Raw genomic sequence first — 18838 nt, forward strand, 5'->3', positions numbered from 1 at the left:
TTTATATATATTTTTTTGGCAATGCATCTGCATACACCAGAAGGTCAACTTCCTTGGCCCTCTTATGCATTAAGGATTTATAAAATATTGCCCCAAATCTTTTCCGGATACTATGAAACCAATAATCGTTTATGTTACAGTTCCTGATTCTGCTGAAGGAGAGGCAATTGCAACGGCACTCGTGGATAGGAAATTAGCAGCATGTGTTAACATGTATCCAATTCAATCTGTATTTGTCTGGGAGGGTGAAACTTCTCATGAGTCTGAAGTTGTGATGTTTATCAAGACAACCGAAGACAAGTTCGGAGAAATAAAGGATACGGTAAAAAGCCTCCACAGCTATGACTTACCTGCAATTGTTTATTGGGAGATAAAAGGGGAATAGAACTATATCAATTGGATTGGAACTTCAGTGAAGGTTGCAGGGGATGAGCTTTGACCCGTCCTTTCCCACCTCTCTTTTTCCCAAAATTAGTCTCTGCGTATTCTTTTGCAAGCCCTTCCCCGTGTAATATCAGTTCCACGATATCATGAGGTTCGTCAATGTCGGTGCTTGCCATGAAGGAATCATATCTGGCAAGGGTAAGCTCATGCTGGCAGGCGATATCACAATGATTCTCGAAACTGGAATTATAATACTTGACCCTGAAAACATCGGGTCTCTGTATGTAAAGGATATTGGTACCCCCTCCCTTGCCGGGAACAATGACAATCTCCTCCTCACTTGAAATGATTTCACGGATGTGCTTAGGTTGTACAAGAGGAAGATCCGCCATTATGATTAAAACCGGTTCATCCTGGTTGTTAAGATACCGGTTGAGAGCTTCGTTAAGATCTGCTTCATCCTTTATTATGGATACTTCAAGTCCCTCATCAACATCTTCGGGGTGCGGAGTAAGGATATCAATTTTTGTTATTCCTGCTTCACTCAGGCTTCCAATTACATCCTTTAGCATGAGCTCAACAAACGTTTCCCTCTGGGACTTTGTCATAACATTTGAAAGCCGGGATTTGGCGTTCTCCTTCTTGTAAGGAATAACCGCTCTCATTTGTCTTCACTCAGGATTTCATAGAATGTGTTTCTCTGGACTGCCTTTCTGCCGGCAGTGGTGATAATCCATTCAAGCTCCTCGACAGGCATACTTTCCCCGTTAGTGGCTCCTGCGGATTTGGATATTTTTTCCTCCATCAATGTTCCGCCAAGATCGTTGGCTCCACAGTTAAGGGCAACCTGTGCCAGCTTCTTGCCGAGCTTTACCCAGCTTGCCTGTATGTTAGGAATTTGTGTATTCAGGAGAATTCTTGAAAGCGCATAGATCTGAAGATCCGCAATACCGCCGGTTGCATATTGCCCCTTTGCTATCATTTTCTCCCCGATGGGGTTATTATAGGGCATAAAAGGCAGGGGCACAAACTCGGTAAATCCACCTGTTGTTTGCTGAATATCCCTGATTGTAAGAATATGTTCAATACGCTCTTCCCATGTTTCCACGTGTCCGTACATCATTGTCGCAGTAGTGGGAATCCCAATATTGTGGGCAGTGGTAACAACTTCAACCCATTTCTGGGTTGGTAGTTTGGAAGGGCAGATAATTCCCCGTACCCTGTCCGAAAGGATTTCCGCAGCTGTTCCCGGCATTGTGTCAAGCCCGCTGTTTTTGAGACGCTTCAATGTGTTCTCAACGGAAAGCCCGCTTGCCCTTGAAAGATGGTATACTTCCATGGGGGAGTATGCGTGGATATGCATTTCCGGGTAATTCGCCTTGATTGAACTGAGAATTTTCTGGTAAAAACTAATGTTCGGATTCTCGAGTAAGCCTCCCTGGATACAAACTTCCGTTGCACCGGTTTCTTTTGCTTCCCTTGTTTTGTTCAGGATATCCTCAACTTCAAGGAAGTAATTTTCCTGATGCTTGAAAGCGCAGAAGCCGCAGTCTCCCACGCATTTATCTGTAAAATTGATATTGCGGTTTACAACGTAAGTAACATTATCACCGACAGCATTTTTTCTTAGTTCGTCGGCAAAAATGAACAACTCAAAGGGGGGTACTTCGAGCAGTTTCAGGGCATCTTCTTTGGTTGCAGTGCCGAATTTTGCCCTCTCAATTATATCCTGGGGGATAGTTTTTTCCATTACTTTCCTTCCTTTTAAGCTCTGTAGCCCTCATCATCTGCAAGAGAACTTATGAGTTTATCCAGTGTTTTTCCATGCCATTCTTTCTTTATGAATTTTGGGTATATCGGCAATCTTTCCCTTAATGGTATGTTTTTTAGCATTTTCCGCAGTTTTTCCACGTCCGGCCACTCAGCTTCCGGATTAATCCAGTCTATGGTCGTGGGGGATATTCCTCCCAGGTCGCCTGCTCCGCATTTGACAAGACTGTAAGGATCAATGAGGTTAGGAGCAACCTGAACCTCCACATCTTCAGGAAGGATTTCCCTTGCAAGACGGACTGTTTCCATCATTTCTTCCTTTGTGGGAGGCTGATTGCCTTCCATTTCAGTACCGGGTTTTGGCATGAAATTCTGGATAATAACTTCCTGTATGTGGCTGTATTTCTCATGAATTTCTGCAATCTTTTGCAGGGATTCGATCCTGTCTTCCTTTGTTTCACCAATTCCCACAAGAATTCCTGTAGTAAATGGGATTTGCAATTTTCCCGCATCTTCAATCATGCGTATTCGGATGTCAGGTTTTTTTCCTGGCGAATTTTCATGAGCCTTCAGGCTTGCCAGCGTTTCAAGCATAAGTCCCATGCTGGCGTTTACAGGCTTTAGTTTTTCAAGTTCCTGATAGGAGAGAATGCCTGCATTTGTATGTGGCATGATGCCGATTTCAATTGCCATTTCACACAGGCGGTAAACATAATCCAACGTGGAATCATAGCCAAGTTCCGCAAGCATCTTCCGATACTCGGGAACCTCTTCAGCATATTCTCCAAAAACAAAAAGTGCTTCGGTACATCCGGCATCTACGCCGCTTTGGAGTATTGGCCTTACTTCTTCCTCAGTCATAAGACGTGCTTCCGGACTATCCGGCTCCCTGCGGAATGTGCAATAGCCACATTTGTTCCTGCAAACATTTGTCACAGGGATGAAAACGTTTCGTGCGAATGTGACATACTCTGGCATGGATTAAATGTGAATTAACAGCTTTTGTACATAAGCTTAATGCAAATTCCCCGGGAGAAATTTTATCATTCCAGATATACACATTATAATAGGTGAGGTTTTCATATGGTGCTTGAGGCGTGGATAGAAAAATGTCCTAAAAAAGGAGCTGATATCTTGTATTCCGAATGTAAGGAATGCGATGATTACGTAAAAGTTGATTGCATAGACATTGTTTGTGGACACAAGGGTTACGCAAAACGTCGGTTCAAGTATCGGGAAATGGAATCCTAAGTTAGCTTCAATTTAGTACCTAACAATCATACGACATCCATTATTCCTATATTCCTACCGCACTATCGTATTCACATGAAACATATAATTCTCGCTTCAGGTTCCCCTCGTCGGAAGGAATTACTTTCCCAGCTAATCGGTGATTCCTTTGAGGTAATTGTGTCTTCATACGAGGAGCCTGAAATTGAGGATACGGATCATGAATCCGTTGTATTGCATCATGCTGTCCGGAAAGGGTACGATGTTGCAGGGAAATTGGACGATGGTGTTGTAATTTCCGCAGATACTATGGTTTTGTGTAAGGGTAAACTTATCGGAAAACCGTATTCAGATTTGCAGGCATATCAAATTCTGGAATCAATTAGTGGACAGGAAGTGCACGTTATTACAGGTCTTTTTTTGATTGATGTAACTGCTGGAAAAGAATTCCGGGATACGGTTTCAACTGTCGTTTCCATTAGGAAATTGTCTAACGACGAGATTGCCAGCTATGTAGCATCGGGAGAACCTCTTGGAAAAGCCGGTGCATTTGCCATACAGGGTAAAGGAGCCGCTATCGTAGAACGCATTGAAGGCGACTATTTCAATGTGGTCGGGTTGCCTTTATTCAGCCTTTCAAGAATGCTGAAACAAATCGGAATTACTGTTCTTGCTCCGCATCCTCTGGACTAACATCCTGTTTTCGCTTAATCCACTTGTCCCGTGTTAGGTAGTAAATCGCTCCCATGGATATGAATGTGGCAATCCAGAAAACCCACCATCCGATGAACGGAAGGCTGCTGAGTACAAACAGGACAATTATTCCCACAGTCATTGAAGCGTATGCCCCGCTTTCCGGGCGAACTTTTGCAAGAATGAATTCTCCTAGCCATAGAGCAACTATTGTGCGGGCTGAATAGAGTACAAAAGCAAGCAATAGCAGGACTACTGATGCGAGTGGAATTCCAATAACTGTAATTAGCAGGAAAACAGTTCCGAAAATTGTGGCAATCAAAACAAGAAGGCCGATTCCTGCTTTCTGAAGTGTTCTTTCAGGAAGTTCGTCTGCCATTCTATGCATTCTTTCGGGAAGCACTCCCACGAGGAATAGTCCTGTTAACAGAAGCATTACAAGACGGAATATCCAGAGTCCTGCGTTCAGGGTGCCGAATCCTCTTTCATCACTGTCTTGTGACGTGATCTCCTCGACCTCTGCATCGGTCTCGCCTGCAATTGTCGCCTCTGGCAACATCTCGTAAGATCTGACGTCCAGATCAAGTGTGCCGTTTATTGTTCCGCCGAGAAGTAATTCTTCCACACCTCCGGAAACATCTCCCTCAATGTCTCCGTAAAAGAATGCCTTTCCGCTGGTAAGGTGTAGATCCCCTCCAATTGTTGCAGGGGTTGCAAGGAAAAAGTTTCCTGTAGCTGCAACGACATCATCGCCGATATTCCCGGCGATCAAAACATTTCCCGCAGCGACTCTGACATCATCTTCGACATCACCGTTAATAATAACGTTTCCTCCGGCAAGGATAACGTCTCCGTAAACATCGCCATCAATAGTTACTTCCCCACCGGCAGCTACGACATCTCCGTAGACATCGCCTATGACATTGACTTCTCCGCCTGCAAGATACAGGTCATCAGTCGTGTTGTCAATTATGTCTACATTGCCGTCGGCTGAAAAGGTGGTAACTGCCCCTGCGGTTCCGATTAGAAGGAAGAATGCAGCAATAAGTATGGCGAATTTTAAGGATTTCATTATATCTCCCCATAAAGAGAGGTTATTATTGATATTTAAAAACGATGAGACATTATTGGATTAGACTCAAGGTGTTCATAACGCCAAGGGCAATCCCTTCTATCTCAATGCCGCCTTCTCCCTTCGCACCGTCACCCACGACATAAAGGTTCTCAACAGGGGTCTTGTTTCCGGGATCAGATCCAGATGCAGCCCTGTTCACAGGCCAGCCATTGTGGTAGGACTGGACGAGCAGGACTTCGTAATCCTTTCCTGCAAACAATTCTTCCAGATCCTTTAATCCCATCTCAATTTCCTCTTCGAGGTTCCCGATACGATCCCATGTTACGGCTTGGTGTGCCATAACAAGGTGTTTGCCGGGAGGTGCAAGTTCAGGATCTATATTTGTGACTTCGTTAATCCCATTTATGCGGCGGCAGAGTGGTGTAAGGAGAACTCCACTGTGCCCGATAAGAGGCTCGTTTGCCCCAAGACAGATTTTGACACCTGCAGAGGCTTTGATGTCCTCCACATTTCTGGTATATTCTGCATCAATATCACTGTTTTTGCAAAGGCTTGCAGTCTGAGGATGTCCAATGTCGCTTATAACTAGGTCTGCAGGATATTCTTTTCCTCCCACGATAACGCCGGATGCAGCGCCGTCTTCAACAAGGATTTCCTCGACTTCGGATTTGAGGTGGATGTGTCCTCCGTTTTGGTTGATGACATCTGCCAATGCATCTGATATGCCTTTGCATCCGCCGATTGGAACGCCTGTGCCTCCGTATTTGTACAAATTCCTGACAATAGAAAATGCTTCTTCCACAGGAACATCCTTGCTCCTCAGGCTGAGTGCCCAGCCACAGAAAGAGTCTGCAATTTTGCGGGCATTGTTTTCATTGAGATTATGATTAATCCATTCTTCAAATGAAACTCCGGTAGGTGGATTCTTTTTTGTGGATGCAAGAAGGAAAAACAGTTTAATCCTGTGCCATAGTGAAAATTGTGTTCCGAATTGGTTGAACGGGATGTCCTTGAATCCGCCATTGTAGTCTTTTTCTTTGCGGTTTTTAGGTACGCGGATTACTGCCATTGGATTGCAGCGTACTATTTCTGCATCTGCCCCTACGTCCCTAAGCAGGCTTGCCAGAGGGCCTCCGGGACCATGTGGGACCATGTGAAGTGCGCCTGTGGACAGCTGGAAACCTTTGCAGTCAATGTTTGTAAACCTCCCGCCGTAAACCGGTAGCCGCTCAAAAATGTCTACTTCATGACCGTCTTTTGCCAGAGAAGCACCGGTTAACAGTCCTCCCAATCCTGCTCCTATGATTGCAACTTTCATTGTTTGTCCTCAATAGCTTTCATTGGGCAGTAAAGCATGCAAATCTTACAGTTGGTACAAGCATCTGTAATCAGGGCTTTACCTCCTGCCATTTCAATTGCATCCTGGTTACATACTGTTGTACATTGTCCGCACCCTACACATCTTGCCGTAATTTTCACCTGGTTTCCCTCGCCGCTGTGGAGTTAAAAGACACTGCTCTTGATGGAGCTTATTATGGATATTGAACATTTACCTTACCTATTAATATTTATATCTACCTTCGAGTTGTAACACATTTGAGCAGATCATTGTTAATGAAAAATCGTGACAATATTTTTATATGACAACTGCTAACATTTGATATGGTGATTTTGTGTCTACAAAAGATATACACGTAGTCTCCCGCCAGAATGGCGAGGTTGTTTCGAAGAAAGTAAGAGCAGCTCCTTACGAATTCACTATCGCAACCCGTGCCAAATGGGAGATGATGGTTTCTGATGAGGACGTTGAGATCCGAGCAGGTGAGTACCGCAAGATCAAAGTAAAGGAGGTCACTCTTGACCCGGATACTCTTGCCATTCCCTGTGCCTTTACATACCATGCTGTTGCCTCCGTTCTAAAGGTCGGTTCAAAAGAAGGCAATTGTCTTGTTGAGAAGGAGCGGCATATCAGGTTTGCTCACATTCTTGGGCAGGAAACAGGGAAAGTCCGTGAAGGCGATCTGCTGGGTGTACTCAATATCTTCCCGATTATGTTCACCAGGGAAGCTATGAAACCAGTCCTTATCAAGTAAGGAGGGATGTTGATTGGAGACATGTGTTATCTGTGGGGAACCGCAGGATTACCAGCTCTATAAAGGCCACAACATCTGTACTTCTTGTGCAGATGTGATGGAGGATATTATGGGCGAATACTTCCTTCGTACAGTTGCTGATGCATCAAAGCCGCAGGCTCATGAGGAATATTTCAAGTATTTGTCAAACACTTCCAAATACATCTCTGACTACAAGAAAATCACAAGTGGTTCAAAGAAGCTTGTGAAAGAAATTTCAGAGAGGGCAACAAATGAGCTTGAACAGGCGGACGCTCCTGCAAAAAAGCGCTATTTTGAGCGAATGCAACTTATTCTCGACTGGCTTGAAGAGAATCATGCATTCTACCACTACTACTTCAAGGACTACTATGTATGCCCAACTTGTGGATCTTCCATTTTCGAAGAATACTCAAAAGAAGAACTCGGAGATTGGCTTCTGATTTCCTGTTCAAAATGTGGGACAGATATCAAGAAGTATTATTCCCCGAAAATCGTTTGATTTTAGTTAGTTATTTTGAAAGGGGCAATTTCCCCTTCTTTTCTAATTTGTTTTGTTGAATTATTCATATTCAGGAATTCATCTCCAGATCACAGTCAATTATAATTCCATTTTTCTTGTTTTCTTATTAATTAAAACTGTATTTCCGGCATGTTGTTCGGTTAAAGTAGCTATCGATTTGTACTTGTAATTGAGCAGGAAAACAATATGTTTTTATGTAATGATCCTATAGAAGATTCAGATTCAGATCTAGCCGGTATTATATAAACTGGCTAAACAAATCTGGAATGTAGCTACTGTCCATGTAATTCATGGATTTATTATCAGGTGATTGGCGTGTCAGGAATTATTGAGACCAATATTATCAACAGTTATATCCCGGTTGCTGTATTCCTCATTGTATCACTTCTGATGCCCCCGATGACGATGTTAATCGTCAAACTTCTCAGTCCGAGAAGCAGGGGAGCTGAGAAGTATTCTACCTATGAATCCGGTTCAACCCCTACGGGACCTGCCCGGATCCAGTTCAATGTGGAATATTATCTGTATGCTATTGCCTTTGTCCTTTTTGATATTGAGATTCTTTTCCTCTATCCATGGGCAATGGTTTATCAGGGTGATACCGGCGTGAGTACAACATTAGCAGTTATTGAGATACTGATTTTCATCTTTGTTCTGCTATTCGGCTATGTATTTCTGTGGAAGAAGGGGGCCCTTAAATGGATCCAGTAAACGAAAATTCACAGGAGAACGTCGTGGAAGAGCAGCAAGTTGCTGAGGAAGATGTGAATATGGAAAACGTGACCCCCGAAGAAATCCCAGGTGTAGTTACTACAACTTCCCGGGAAATCACAGAGTTCCTTAAAACAACCAAAATCCAGGATGTCATTAACTGGGGACGTAAAAACTCTCTCTGGTTTATGGCTCAGGCTATGGGTTGCTGTGGTGTGGAAATCATTGTAACAGGTATGGCCCCAATGGATACTGACCGTTTCGGTATTATTCCAAGGAACTCCCCAAGGCATGCAGACGTCATGATTATTAGTGGTTATGTTACCAAAAAATACCTGCCTGCCCTCAAAAAACTGTGGGATCAGATGCCTTCTCCAAAATGGGTTATCTGCATGGGTGACTGCTCAATAAGCGGCGGTCCATTCTATGAATCCTACAGCACAGCACAGAATATTGACGAGATTTTCCCAATCGATGTGTACATCCCGGGCTGTCCCCCAAGGCCGGAAGCATTGATTCAGGGCTTCGTTGAACTCCAGAAAAAGATTGCAGCTAAGGAAGACAGGGGTACGGAGTACAAAAGGTGATTTCAATGGATGCTGAAAAGATAATCGAATCACTGACTACAAAATTCCCGGAAGCCATTTCAGAAGCAAAAGTCGAATCTGGTATTCGTGTTTCCGCATATTCTGAGGCAGAGCATGTTGTAGAAGTCTGTCAGTACCTCAAGGACGAACTCCAGTTTGGTCACCTCTGTGCAGAAACTGCTATTGACAGGATTCAGGATAACGAGATTGAGATAGTATATCTCATCGGTTCCTACGATCATCCGGTTGTATTAACCCTTAAGGCAAAATTACCAAGGGATAATCCGGAAATTGAGTCAATTATTCCTGTTTACTGGAATGCCAACTGGTATGAAAGAGAGACTTATGAGCTGTTCGGTGTGCAATACAAGAACCACCCGGATCTGAGAAACCTTGTCCTCCCAGATGAATTACTGGGAGACTGGCCACTTCGCAAGGATTACGAAGGTTTCCCGAACACGACTGCTAAAAACCTGGTGTGAGTGATAATTATGGATACTAATGTCGGTCCAGATGAGATGATTATCCACATGGGACCTCAGCATGTCGCACAGCCCGGACCTTTCAGGCTTAACGTAAAGCTTAAAGGTGAGACTGTGATGGACTCCGAGGTTGAACTGGGTTTCATCCACAAAGGAATTGAAAAAATACTGGAAAGCAAGACCTATCTTCAGGGCATTCCAATTGTTGACAGGATTTGCTACCTTGCTGCTCTTTCCAACGAAGAAGCATTTGTCGGTTGTGTTGAAAGGCTTGCAGGAATTGAGCCAACCGAAAGGTCCCAGTATATCAGGATTATTGTTGAAGAACTTTCAAGGATTCAGAGCCACCTTCTCGGATATGCGGAATACGGTTCTTTCCTCGGTTTTGTTTCAATGTTCATGTACCCAATCGGTGTAAGGGAAGGTGTACTTGACTTACTTGAAATGACAACCGGTGCCCGTGTAACACACACTTTCCTGAGATTTGGTGGTGTACGTGACGACCTTCCTGAAGGTTTCAGGGAAAAAGCCAAAAAGGTCTTTGCAGACGTTGAAAAAGGTCTCCAGGAATGGGAAGCCCAGATGGAAACCGATATCATTTACAAGAAGCGTACTGTGGGAATCGGTGTACTGACCGCTGACGTTGCAAAAGATCTTGGTGTATCCGGTCCGCCTTTACGTGCAACCGGAGTTCCTTTCGATATCAGGAAGGACGAACCATACCTTGCATACAAGGATCTTGATTTCAAGGTATGCACTGAAACCGCTGGTGACATATTCGCACGTATTCAGGTACGTTTTGCTGAAGTCCGTGAAAGTATGTATATTATAGAACAGGCCCTCGACCAGATGCCAGCAGGACCATTATTCAATGAAGACTTGCCTTATGGCAAGAGAACCCCAATTATGAGAATCCCTCCTGGAGATGTCTTCTACAGGGTTGAAGATCCTAGGGGAGAAATGGGATTCTATATGGTTTCTGATGGATCTGATAAACCATACCGTGTGAAAATAAGAGGTCCTGTGTACCCAACAATGCAGGCATTGCCACCACTTATCAAGGGCACCCAGCTTGCTGATGTTGTGGGTATTGCAGGAAGTATGGACGCATGTACAAGCGAGGCGGACAGGTGAAATAATGGTAGACGCAACTCTTATTCCATGGCTTAGAGGAATTGTCGGTCTTGCATTGATTGGCGGGCTCTTCGGAGCAGGTATGGCTGCTATCTGGATCGAGCGTAAGCTCGCCGGTGATATCCAGGAAAGATACGGTCCTAACAGGGTCGGTCCGATGGGTATTTTCCAGTTGATTGCAGACGCTATCAAACTGTTTACCAAAGAAGATATCATTCCCAAAAACGTAGACAAGCTACTCTATGTATGTGCCCCTATTATCATCATGGGTTCAATTTTCCTGATGCTCGTGGCAATTCCGATAGGTGCTATCTACATAAACGGCGTCGAATACGCCCTTGTAGTTACTGAGATGGATATTAGTGTTCTTTACATTGAAGCTGTATCCGCAATTTCTGTAATTGGTATCTTCGTATTAGGTTACGGACAAAACAACAAGTACGCAATGATGGGTACTTTCCGTAACTTCGCAAGAATGATTGGATACGAACTTCCACTTGGTATCACAATAGTAAGTGTTGCCATAATGGCAAACTCTCTCGATATTGTAGAGATTGTGAATGCTCAGAACCCAATCTGGTTTGCTGTGCTCCAGCCACTTGGTTTTGTGATTTTCTTCATCGCAATGCTGGCTGATATGGGACGTCTTCCATTCGATCAGAATGAAGCAGAAGAAGAACTTCAGGCCGGTGTATTTACAGAGTACAGTGGAATGAGATTCGGTCTTGCTTTCTTCTCTGAGTATTTCCACATGATTCTTGGTTCCTTCCTGATTGCATTGCTTTTCCTTGGAGGCTGGAACTTGCCTGGATTCGTAACCAACAACATTGTGCTTGGTTTAATCCTTCCAACAATGTTCCTTGTAGCCAAAGCAACAATAATCCTGATGTTTATTGTACTGCTTAGATGGGCTCTTCCAAGGTTCAGGATTGACCAGGTTGTTGAATTGAGCTGGAAGAGACTCCTGCCACTATCCCTGTTAAACCTTGGATGGGCAATGGCACTTGGAATTTACCTGGGAGCGTGAAAAGATGGTTCTACAAAACATTAAACAGGCATTAAAGAACATCCGGAAACCTCGTGTAACCAGAATGTATCCAGAAGAGCGCCCTGTTATGCCTGAAAGATTCAGGGGATTGCAGAAACTGGATAAAAGCAAGTGCATAGGATGTGGAATTTGCGCTAATACCTGTCCGAACAATACTATCCGTATTGTAAGGGCAAGAGTAAGCCCGAACAGCGAGAAGACAAGATGGTTCCCTGAAATAGACATAGGCCACTGCCTTTTCTGTGGGTTGTGCATTGACCAGTGTCCACAGGATGCGCTTTCAAGCACAGGTGTCTTCACAACAGGTGTAATACGCTGGACTCACGAAGAGCTCCTGTACACACCGGAGATGCTGGCCAGGGAAGTTCCAGTTGGAGAGGAGGATGAATAATGATTGGAATAGGTGAAGGACTGGTCTTTGCAATAATATCAGTCGTAATCATATTTTTCTCCCTTGCAACAGTTCTGGCAAGGGATATTGTCAGGGCTGCACTTGCACTTGTATTTGCAATGTTCACAGTAGCCGGCATATTTGTGACCCTGAACGCACAGTTCCTGGGTGTAGTACAGGTTCTGGTTTATGTGGGTGCAGTCGGTGTTCTGTTGCTCTTTGCAGTGATGCTCACAAAGAAAACCCTCAGGGGTGGTGAATAATGGCAGATAACAAAGTTACTATCTGGGAATCATTTAAACACCAGTTTAGCCCCAGGAGATACCTTATACAAATAGCTCACATGGAAGTTCCTTCCTGGAAGGTTATTGTAAAGGCATTCGCAAGAGCAAGTATCGCTTTATTGTTCCTTGCAGTCGTTTTAGTATCACTTTACGGTACTTCATGGGTAACAGTAGATCAGCTACCTCAGAACGTGGACGACCCAAGTAATATCAAAGCCATTGGTACCCTTGTGTTCACTGATTTCGTAGCACCATTTGAAATAATGTCCTTTGTGCTACTGGCTTCACTAATGGGCGCAATTTACATGGCAAAAGGAGAGGATAACCAATGATTCCTCTGAACTTTTATCTTGCATTGTCTGCGATTGTTTTCTCCATAGGTCTCTATGGTTTCATGACGCAGAAAAACGGTATCCGCATTCTTATGTGCGTGGAACTCATGCTCAACTCTGCAAATATCAACCTTGTGGCATTCTCAAGTTACAACGATGATATGACCGGACAGGTCTTCGCTCTCTTTGCGATTGCACTGGCAGCAGCAGAAGCAGCCATTGGGTTTGCAATAATGATGTCCATTTACAAGATGCGGGATTCAATCAATCTTGACGATCTTAACGTGTTGAGGTGGTAACGATGCCTATTGGAGATTTTGCATTTCTGATCCCCGTATTACCAGCACTCGCCTTCGTATTGACTTTCTTCCTTGGGAAGAAGTTGCCACAGGGCGGTGCAATTATCCCCATCGCAGCAATAGCAGCTTCATTTGTAATCTCCCTGATTATAACAATAAACCTGCTACAGAACCCCGAAGAGGTAGTGACACAATCCTACCAGTGGTTCTCTGCTTTCAATCTGGGTATTTTGATAGATCCGCTTGCAGCGGTCATGCTTACAATGGTGACATTTGTCAGTCTGCTGATTCATATCTATTCAGTTGGTTACATGTCCCACGAACCTGCAAAGTCCAGGTACTTTGCAGAAACTGCACTGTTCACAGCCTCAATGTTGAGTCTTATACTCTCTGACAACATTCTCCAGCTGTTCATAAGCTGGGAACTTGTGGGTCTGTGTTCATTCCTGCTAATCGGTTTCTGGTACCAGAAGCCAAGCGCAGCATCAGCAGCAAAGAAGGCATTCCTGACTACAAGAATTGGTGACGTGATGTTCCTTGCAGGTATTGTCCTGCTGACAACTGACCTTTTCAAAATTGTCAACGGCACCATTCCTGAGCAGCTTTACATGCTTCGCTTCGATACAATGTTCCACTACATCCCTGAACTGAACGCTATGAGTTCAACAATTCTTGGATTTGAGGTAAGTCACCTTACACTCATCACATTGTTGTTCTTCGGTGGTGCTGTGGGTAAATCCGGTCAGTTCCCGCTTCATGTGTGGCTTCCGGATGCAATGGAGGGTCCTACAACAGTTTCAGCACTTATTCACGCAGCAACCATGGTTACTGCCGGTGTATACCTTGTAGCACGTACCTTCCCAATGTTTATCGCAGCTCCTGACTCCCTTATAGTAGTAGCTTATCTTGGTGCTTTCACAGCAATCTTTGCAGCTACAATGGGTGTTGTGATGAACGACATCAAGCGTGTGCTCGCTTATTCCACAGTCAGTCAGCTTGGTTACATGATGCTTGGTCTTGGTGTGGGTGCAGTCATAGGTGCAGAAGCAGTTGGTGTTTCAATCTTCCACCTTGTCAGCCACGCTTTCTTCAAGGCACTCTTGTTCCTTTGTGCAGGCAGTGTAATTCACGCAGTCGGTACACATGACATGAGACAGCTCGGTGGTGTCGCTAAGGTAATGCCTATTACAGCAGCAACAATGGTTGCAGCATCCCTTGCTCTGGCAGGATTCGGTATTCCAAAGACAATTGTCGGTACAACCGGTTTCTTCAGTAAGGACCCGATAATTGAATTTGCTTACCTCTTCGGAGCAGAAGGCGGAAGCTGGTTACCATACATCTTTGCAATCATCGCTGCCCTGTTGACATCTTTCTATATCTTCAGGCTGATATTCATGACATTTGCAGGTGAACCACGTACTGATTACGGTGGACATGAATCACCAGCAACAATGACAGTGCCACTGGCAATCCTGGGTATCTTTGCTCTCTTCTTCGGAGCAATCTCAGCAAAAACCTTTACCCACTTTGTAAGTGAAACATTCCACAACAATTTCGTACACGTGGATATTCACGCGCTGGCGGAACTGGGTAACTACCACATTGCCGCAGAGCACGGTCATGAACCACTTCTGATTATATGGATGCCTATCATTGTCGCAACCATTGGTCTGGTACTTGCTTATCTCATATACTACCAGAGAGCAATTGACGTGAGCAGATTCGTAACACGTGAAAACCCGTTGTACAAATTGCTTTACAACAGGTACTACCAGAACGAAATTCTCACCGAATTCTTCGCAGTAAAGATAGTTTATGAGAGCATTTCAATGGCAACCTACTATCTGGACCGTGGATTCGACTGGATAGTCAAACTGCTCAGTGACATAGTCTTTGAAGCAGGTGAGGCGTTCAGGCAGGTACAAACTGGAAATATACGTCACTACGCCACAGCCGTAGTGCTGGGAGTAAGTCTCCTGGTTGTGCTTGTTAAGCTCGTCATGGAGGTAATCTAATGTTGCCGTTACTTTCACTATTGATTTTGATTCCCCTGATATTCTCAGGAATCACTTTCTTCACAAAGAACAGGGAACAGGCCCGTGTAATAGCCCTTGCAGGCTCACTGATTACACTGATCCTGACTCTCTACACGTACTTCGTATTTGACAGCAGCACAGCTGCAATGCAGTTTGAGGAAATGAGCAACTGGATTCCATCCCTTGGTATCAGCTACCATGTTGGTGTGGATGGTATTGCCATGCCTCTCATATTGCTCAACGCAATTGTCATTCCATTACTTCTGATCTTCACATGGGATGACGTAAGATCCGCACCTAACAGGTTCTACGGACTTATCCTTGCTATGCAGGGTGCTGTCATTGGTGTGTTCGTATCCCTGGATTTCTTCCTCTTCTACATATTCTGGGAGCTTACACTCGTGCCTCTCTTCTTCATGGTAAACATATGGGGAGGTCCCAACAAAGCAAGTGCTTCGATGAAATTCTTCATCTACACTCACGTTGCATCCCTTGTGATGCTGCTCGGTATATTCGGCCTCTACTTTGGTGCATGGTTCCAGAATGGCGTTCCAAACATGGATATGCTTTATCTGCTCAACCAGTTCCCAATGATTGAGGGCGGAATGGTCAAGGATGGAATTTTCCTTGCATTGCTGTTTGGTTTCATCGTCAAGATGCCTTCAGTTCCATTCCACTCCTGGTTGCCGGATGCTTATGTTGAAGCACCAATTGCAGGAAGTGTACTCTTCATCCTGTTGAAGATTGCAGGTTACGGAATGTTCCGTGTGATCCTTCCAATCCTTCCGGACACATCCAACCCGACTCTGATGATTACCATTCTTGGTTTCCTCGGTGCAGTCAGTATCCTTTACGGTGCGCTGGTAGCACTTTCACAGCAGGATCTCAAGAGGATGATTGCCTATTCCAGTATCAGCCACATGGGATTTGTTTCCCTTGGTTGTGCAGGATTTGTTGCATATTCCATCTCCGGTGCAATGTTCCAGCAGTTCTCCCACGGACTTATCATGGCTCTCATGTTCATGTCAGTAGGAGTAATCAAGACTGCAACCGGTACAAGGATTATCAATGAGCTCGGAGGACTTGCAAGCAAGATGCCTAAACTGACCGTAATCATGATGCTTACATTCATGGCATCACTTGGATTGCCGGGTCTTACAGGATTCGTTGCTGAAGTCAACGTACTGGCTTTCAGTTATGCAAGTGTCCCGACATACGTTATTGTCGCACTTGTTGCCATAGTAATCACTGCAGCCTACCACCTGTGGGCAATGCAGAGGGCAATGTTTGGTGTCTATAACGAGAAACTTGGAGAGGTAAATGATATTGCCATGTACCAGCTGGTTCCAATGGCAATCATTGCTCTACTTGTCCTTTACTTCGGATTGAACCCCAATCCGGTGTTTGAGATGATGTTAACGAACTCGAATCAAATTGCCAGCCTTATGGCTGTTCTGGGGGTGTAATAGATGTCAGATTTGATGTTAATTGCACCTGAAATGATCATAGGAATTACCGGCCTTGTTTTGCTCATAGCCGGTCTCTTCATGGGTCCTACTTCCAAGAATGTTCTTGGCTACCTTGCGGTGGCAGGTTGTTTAGGGGCTCTTGTCCTGACCCTTGTAAGCTTTGGAGCAACAGGTTCCCTGCTTGCAGAGGCTCTGGTTGTTGATGCACTGTCCCAGTTCTTCAAGTTGGTATTCCTTGCAGTTGCCCTGATTGTCTGTATTGCATCTGTAAAATACACAGAAGGCAATGACAACGCAGAAGTCTTCTTTACCCTCGTACTCTTCGGTACGCTTGGTATGATGTTCGTAGCATCTGCAAACGATCTCCTTACACTATATGTCTCATTCGAACTTGCCAGTCTATCTACCTATGCACTGGCAGGATTTGAAAAGAAGAACGCAAGATCCGTGGAAGGCGCAATGAAGTACATCCTTATGGGTGCTCTCTCATCTGCTCTGCTGTTGCTTGGTATCTCCTTCGTTTACGGAGCAACCGCTACAACATCAATCCCCGGAATTGCCGAAAACATTGATGTATTACTCAACAGCGGCATTGGAATTCTTGCCATCGTACTGCTGATTGCAGGATTTGGTTTCAAGATTGCTCTTGTTCCATTCCACATGTGGGCACCTGACACATACCAGGGTGCACCATCAGTTGTATCAGCACTTCTGGCAGCCGGTTCCAAGAAGATGGGTATCATCGCTGCATTCAAGGTTTTCATTGTAGCTTTGATAGCACTTCAGGCTGACTGGAGAATGGCTTTTGCAGCCCTTGCAGTAATTACAATGACCTATGGTAACATTGTAGCCCTGTCCCAGACAAGTGTCAAACGTATGCTTGCATACTCTTCACTTGCACAGGCGGGATACATTTCCATGGCACTTGTGGTCCTGACCCCAATGGCTCTTACAGGTGGTATCCTTTACACCCTTGCACACGGTTTCATGAAAGGAGGTGCTTTCATTGCTGTGGCTGCTGTTGTGTACATGGTTATGACAAAGAACAAGGATTCCGAAGTTCCGGATCACCTTGACAGCTTCAAGGGTCTTGGAAAGACAATGCCGATTACTGCATTCTGTCTGATGATATTCCTGCTCGCTCTTGCAGGTATACCACCAACAGCAGGTTTCATGAGCAAGTTTGTCCTCTTCTCTTCCACAATTGAAGCAGGACTCGTCTGGCTCGCAGTAATTGCAATTCTCAACAGTGCAATTTCATTGTACTACTACGCCAGGGTTGTCAAGTACATGTACTTCATGCCAGCTGAAAGCGGAGAAAGGTTCCCTGAACCTGCTCCATACGTGCTAGCAATCATTGTTGCTCTTGCAGGAGTACTCGCAATTGGCTTCTGGCCGGAACCATTCGTAAACATGGCTATGCAGGCAGCGGAGGTCCTGCTGCCACTCTAAGGAGGTATAAGATATGGCAGATTGTGACCTATGTGGAGTATCCATTCCAACCGTATGTCCTGTAAAGGTGTTCGAACCAAAATTCGAACACTCTTACCCTGTAGGCAAATGGAAAGGACTTTGTGAACGCTGTCTGGATTCCTCAAAAGCTGTATATGATAAACATGCACAGGAATCCGAGGAAACCGTTTGCATGTTGCCTGGAGACTCTTTCGGAACCTGTGACCTTTGCGGCAGCGCTGCCCAGTTGTACGGGGTAGATGTCGAGATTCCTTCCTTTACAAAGGTCTATGAAAAAGAAACAAAGCGTCTCTGCAGGAAATGCCTTGAAGGTTCCAACGAAGCACATGCTAAAAAGCACGAGTGCTTCGGAGAACACCACTAATTCTTTTTCGGGGGAATTTTTCCCCCACGTTTTCTCTTTTTTTATATTTTTGGCGTTTCCTCTCACGTTCTACTTTCAATTATGTTTCAATTTTTTAAGATGGTCACCAATTTATTTGTAAAATCACAGTGTTGTTTATATATAGTTAGCTTTAACTGATCTCTATCAGACTTAGAGGTGATAGCATGAAAATTTCAATTCTATCTATATTGATCGCCCTTTTCGTGATTACAATGTCAATTGGATGCACTGTTGCCGATGCTACAGGAGATGAAAACTACAATTGGAATGGAGAAGACACAACGGGTGTCGGTTGGGATGAATCTAATATTCCTGAAGATGGAATGGCACGCGAAACTCCACAGACAAGAAACAAAGATCGTTGATTTTTGGATTTTACGCGTTTACTTTTTTCTAAATCCCGGACATTATTCTCTCAGGG

General features: G+C 44.5%; 25 protein-coding genes. 19 read left to right on the forward strand and 6 right to left on the reverse strand.

Features of this window, described 5'->3' with window-relative positions; all coding sequences use genetic code 11:
• The first annotated feature begins 112 nt into the window (after window positions 1–112).
• Entirely contained in the window at window positions 113–385 is a 273-nt protein-coding gene (cutA, locus tag J2755_RS09380) for a divalent-cation tolerance protein CutA (RefSeq protein ID WP_209682511.1), read from the forward strand.
• Between the two features lie 7 nt (window positions 386–392).
• Here cutA and cofC read toward each other — a convergent pair whose 3' ends face one another.
• From cofC to cofG, 3 genes are read right to left on the reverse strand one after another with little or no spacing between them, the layout of a single operon-like run.
• Window positions 393–1049 (reverse strand): 2-phospho-L-lactate guanylyltransferase, encoded by a 657-nt coding sequence (cofC, locus tag J2755_RS09385; protein ID WP_209682515.1) that lies wholly within the window; start codon window positions 1047–1049, stop codon window positions 393–395.
• Entirely contained in the window at window positions 1046–2134 is a 1089-nt protein-coding gene (gene cofH, locus J2755_RS09390) for a 5-amino-6-(D-ribitylamino)uracil--L-tyrosine 4-hydroxyphenyl transferase CofH (RefSeq protein ID WP_209682518.1), read from the reverse strand. Before cofH ends, cofC begins: the two co-directional genes overlap by 4 nt.
• Before the next feature lie 14 nt (window positions 2135–2148).
• A complete protein-coding gene (cofG, locus tag J2755_RS09395; RefSeq protein WP_209682522.1) occupies window positions 2149–3132 on the reverse strand; it encodes a 7,8-didemethyl-8-hydroxy-5-deazariboflavin synthase subunit CofG in 984 nt (327 codons plus the stop codon).
• 105 nt (window positions 3133–3237) lie between these two features.
• Here cofG and J2755_RS09400 point away from each other — a divergent pair, with 105 nt between their 5' ends.
• Complete coding sequence (locus J2755_RS09400; RefSeq protein WP_209682525.1) at window positions 3238–3405, forward strand: hypothetical protein; 168 nt, start codon at window positions 3238–3240, stop codon at window positions 3403–3405.
• Window positions 3406–3480: 75 nt separating this feature from the next.
• Window positions 3481–4077 carry a Maf family nucleotide pyrophosphatase gene (locus J2755_RS09405; RefSeq protein WP_209682528.1) on the forward strand — a complete coding sequence of 199 codons (597 nt, stop codon included), beginning with the start codon at window positions 3481–3483 and terminating at the stop codon, window positions 4075–4077.
• Here the strand turns inward: J2755_RS09405 and J2755_RS09410 are convergent.
• Genes J2755_RS09410 through J2755_RS09420 form a run of 3 tightly spaced genes read right to left on the reverse strand, consistent with a single transcriptional unit; the run spans window position 4046 to window position 6631 of the window.
• Window positions 4046–5149 carry a polymer-forming cytoskeletal protein gene (locus J2755_RS09410; RefSeq protein WP_209682531.1) on the reverse strand — a complete coding sequence of 368 codons (1104 nt, stop codon included), beginning with the start codon at window positions 5147–5149 and terminating at the stop codon, window positions 4046–4048. The two genes, J2755_RS09405 and J2755_RS09410, sit on opposite strands and share 32 nt — an antisense overlap.
• 52 nt (window positions 5150–5201) lie before the next feature.
• Complete coding sequence (locus J2755_RS09415) at window positions 5202–6470, reverse strand: phytoene desaturase family protein (protein WP_209682535.1); 1269 nt, start codon at window positions 6468–6470, stop codon at window positions 5202–5204.
• The gene (locus tag J2755_RS09420; protein ID WP_209682539.1) at window positions 6467–6631 is read right to left on the reverse strand and encodes a 4Fe-4S binding protein; all 165 of its coding nucleotides are present in this window, start codon (window positions 6629–6631) and stop codon (window positions 6467–6469) included. Before J2755_RS09420 ends, J2755_RS09415 begins: the two co-directional genes overlap by 4 nt.
• 194 nt (window positions 6632–6825) lie before the next feature.
• Here J2755_RS09420 and J2755_RS09425 point away from each other — a divergent pair, with 194 nt between their 5' ends.
• The 16 genes from J2755_RS09425 (at window position 6826) to J2755_RS09500 (ending at window position 18782) form a co-directional block, all read left to right on the forward strand.
• Window positions 6826–7245, forward strand: a complete 420-nt coding sequence (locus J2755_RS09425) for a DUF22 domain-containing protein (protein ID WP_209682543.1) — start codon at window positions 6826–6828, stop codon at window positions 7243–7245.
• A 13-nt stretch (window positions 7246–7258) separates the two neighbouring features.
• Window positions 7259–7765 carry a hypothetical protein gene (locus tag J2755_RS09430; RefSeq protein ID WP_209682546.1) on the forward strand — a complete coding sequence of 169 codons (507 nt, stop codon included), beginning with the start codon at window positions 7259–7261 and terminating at the stop codon, window positions 7763–7765.
• 336 nt (window positions 7766–8101) lie between these two features.
• The gene (gene fpoA / locus J2755_RS09435; protein ID WP_342591075.1) at window positions 8102–8497 is read left to right on the forward strand and encodes a F420H2 dehydrogenase subunit FpoA; all 396 of its coding nucleotides are present in this window, start codon (window positions 8102–8104) and stop codon (window positions 8495–8497) included.
• The gene (fpoB, locus tag J2755_RS09440) at window positions 8485–9084 is read left to right on the forward strand and encodes a F(420)H(2) dehydrogenase subunit B (RefSeq protein ID WP_209682549.1); all 600 of its coding nucleotides are present in this window, start codon (window positions 8485–8487) and stop codon (window positions 9082–9084) included. Before fpoA ends, fpoB begins: the two co-directional genes overlap by 13 nt.
• A 5-nt stretch (window positions 9085–9089) precedes the next feature.
• Window positions 9090–9566, forward strand: a complete 477-nt coding sequence (gene fpoC / locus J2755_RS09445) for a F420H2 dehydrogenase subunit FpoC (protein ID WP_209682552.1) — start codon at window positions 9090–9092, stop codon at window positions 9564–9566.
• Window positions 9567–9575: 9 nt separating this feature from the next.
• Window positions 9576–10700, forward strand: a complete 1125-nt coding sequence (gene fpoD / locus J2755_RS09450) for a F420H2 dehydrogenase subunit FpoD (protein ID WP_209682556.1) — start codon at window positions 9576–9578, stop codon at window positions 10698–10700.
• 4 nt (window positions 10701–10704) lie between these two features.
• The gene (gene fpoH / locus J2755_RS09455; protein WP_209682559.1) at window positions 10705–11727 is read left to right on the forward strand and encodes a F420H2 dehydrogenase subunit FpoH; all 1023 of its coding nucleotides are present in this window, start codon (window positions 10705–10707) and stop codon (window positions 11725–11727) included.
• A gap of 4 nt (window positions 11728–11731) precedes the next feature.
• The gene (gene fpoI / locus J2755_RS09460) at window positions 11732–12139 is read left to right on the forward strand and encodes a F420H2 dehydrogenase subunit FpoI (protein WP_209682563.1); all 408 of its coding nucleotides are present in this window, start codon (window positions 11732–11734) and stop codon (window positions 12137–12139) included.
• Entirely contained in the window at window positions 12139–12402 is a 264-nt protein-coding gene (locus tag J2755_RS11480) for an NADH-quinone oxidoreductase subunit J (RefSeq protein WP_209682566.1), read from the forward strand. Before fpoI ends, J2755_RS11480 begins: the two co-directional genes overlap by 1 nt.
• On the forward strand, window positions 12402–12755 hold the full coding sequence (fpoJ, locus tag J2755_RS11485; protein ID WP_280954403.1) for a F420H2 dehydrogenase subunit FpoJ: 354 nt from the start codon (window positions 12402–12404) through the stop codon (window positions 12753–12755). The genes J2755_RS11480 and fpoJ overlap by 1 nt, the downstream gene beginning before the upstream one ends.
• On the forward strand, window positions 12752–13054 hold the full coding sequence (gene fpoK / locus J2755_RS09475) for a F420H2 dehydrogenase subunit FpoK (protein WP_209682569.1): 303 nt from the start codon (window positions 12752–12754) through the stop codon (window positions 13052–13054). Before fpoJ ends, fpoK begins: the two co-directional genes overlap by 4 nt.
• A gap of 2 nt (window positions 13055–13056) precedes the next feature.
• Window positions 13057–15069, forward strand: a complete 2013-nt coding sequence (fpoL, locus tag J2755_RS09480; protein ID WP_209682572.1) for a F420H2 dehydrogenase subunit FpoL — start codon at window positions 13057–13059, stop codon at window positions 15067–15069.
• Window positions 15069–16556, forward strand: a complete 1488-nt coding sequence (gene fpoM / locus J2755_RS09485; protein ID WP_209682575.1) for a F(420)H(2) dehydrogenase subunit M — start codon at window positions 15069–15071, stop codon at window positions 16554–16556. The genes fpoL and fpoM overlap by 1 nt, the downstream gene beginning before the upstream one ends.
• A gap of 3 nt (window positions 16557–16559) precedes the next feature.
• Window positions 16560–18011 carry a F(420)H(2) dehydrogenase subunit N gene (gene fpoN / locus J2755_RS09490; protein WP_209682577.1) on the forward strand — a complete coding sequence of 484 codons (1452 nt, stop codon included), beginning with the start codon at window positions 16560–16562 and terminating at the stop codon, window positions 18009–18011.
• Window positions 18012–18024: 13 nt separating this feature from the next.
• Window positions 18025–18396 carry a F420H2 dehydrogenase subunit FpoO gene (gene fpoO, locus J2755_RS09495; protein ID WP_209682582.1) on the forward strand — a complete coding sequence of 124 codons (372 nt, stop codon included), beginning with the start codon at window positions 18025–18027 and terminating at the stop codon, window positions 18394–18396.
• A 233-nt stretch (window positions 18397–18629) separates the two neighbouring features.
• The gene (locus tag J2755_RS09500) at window positions 18630–18782 is read left to right on the forward strand and encodes a hypothetical protein (protein WP_209682585.1); all 153 of its coding nucleotides are present in this window, start codon (window positions 18630–18632) and stop codon (window positions 18780–18782) included.
• The last annotated feature ends 56 nt before the right edge of the window (window positions 18783–18838 follow it).

Origin of the sequence: Methanohalophilus levihalophilus, from assembly GCF_017874375.1 — an archaeon.
GTDB classification, from domain to species: Archaea; Halobacteriota; Methanosarcinia; order Methanosarcinales; family Methanosarcinaceae; genus Methanohalophilus; species Methanohalophilus levihalophilus.

Bases quoted from the DNA above. Each gene is read 5' to 3' on its own strand.
- cutA (WP_209682511.1), top strand. From the start codon at position 113: ATGAAACCAATAATCGTTTATGTTACAGTTCCTGATTCTGCTGAAGGA.
- cofC (WP_209682515.1), bottom strand. From the start codon at position 1,049: ATGAGAGCGGTTATTCCTTACAAGAAGGAGAACGCCAAATCCCGGCTT.
- cofH (WP_209682518.1), bottom strand. From the start codon at position 2,134: ATGGAAAAAACTATCCCCCAGGATATAATTGAGAGGGCAAAATTCGGC.
- cofG (WP_209682522.1), bottom strand. From the start codon at position 3,132: ATGCCAGAGTATGTCACATTCGCACGAAACGTTTTCATCCCTGTGACA.
- J2755_RS09400 (WP_209682525.1), top strand. From the start codon at position 3,238: ATGGTGCTTGAGGCGTGGATAGAAAAATGTCCTAAAAAAGGAGCTGAT.
- J2755_RS09405 (WP_209682528.1), top strand. From the start codon at position 3,481: ATGAAACATATAATTCTCGCTTCAGGTTCCCCTCGTCGGAAGGAATTA.
- J2755_RS09410 (WP_209682531.1), bottom strand. From the start codon at position 5,149: ATGAAATCCTTAAAATTCGCCATACTTATTGCTGCATTCTTCCTTCTA.
- J2755_RS09415 (WP_209682535.1), bottom strand. From the start codon at position 6,470: ATGAAAGTTGCAATCATAGGAGCAGGATTGGGAGGACTGTTAACCGGT.
- fpoB (WP_209682549.1), top strand. From the start codon at position 8,485: ATGGATCCAGTAAACGAAAATTCACAGGAGAACGTCGTGGAAGAGCAG.
- fpoC (WP_209682552.1), top strand. From the start codon at position 9,090: ATGGATGCTGAAAAGATAATCGAATCACTGACTACAAAATTCCCGGAA.
- fpoD (WP_209682556.1), top strand. From the start codon at position 9,576: ATGGATACTAATGTCGGTCCAGATGAGATGATTATCCACATGGGACCT.
- fpoH (WP_209682559.1), top strand. From the start codon at position 10,705: ATGGTAGACGCAACTCTTATTCCATGGCTTAGAGGAATTGTCGGTCTT.
- fpoI (WP_209682563.1), top strand. From the start codon at position 11,732: ATGGTTCTACAAAACATTAAACAGGCATTAAAGAACATCCGGAAACCT.
- J2755_RS11480 (WP_209682566.1), top strand. From the start codon at position 12,139: ATGATTGGAATAGGTGAAGGACTGGTCTTTGCAATAATATCAGTCGTA.
- fpoJ (WP_280954403.1), top strand. From the start codon at position 12,402: ATGGCAGATAACAAAGTTACTATCTGGGAATCATTTAAACACCAGTTT.
- fpoK (WP_209682569.1), top strand. From the start codon at position 12,752: ATGATTCCTCTGAACTTTTATCTTGCATTGTCTGCGATTGTTTTCTCC.
- fpoL (WP_209682572.1), top strand. From the start codon at position 13,057: ATGCCTATTGGAGATTTTGCATTTCTGATCCCCGTATTACCAGCACTC.
- fpoM (WP_209682575.1), top strand. From the start codon at position 15,069: ATGTTGCCGTTACTTTCACTATTGATTTTGATTCCCCTGATATTCTCA.
- fpoN (WP_209682577.1), top strand. From the start codon at position 16,560: ATGTCAGATTTGATGTTAATTGCACCTGAAATGATCATAGGAATTACC.
- fpoO (WP_209682582.1), top strand. From the start codon at position 18,025: ATGGCAGATTGTGACCTATGTGGAGTATCCATTCCAACCGTATGTCCT.
- J2755_RS09500 (WP_209682585.1), top strand. From the start codon at position 18,630: ATGTCAATTGGATGCACTGTTGCCGATGCTACAGGAGATGAAAACTAC.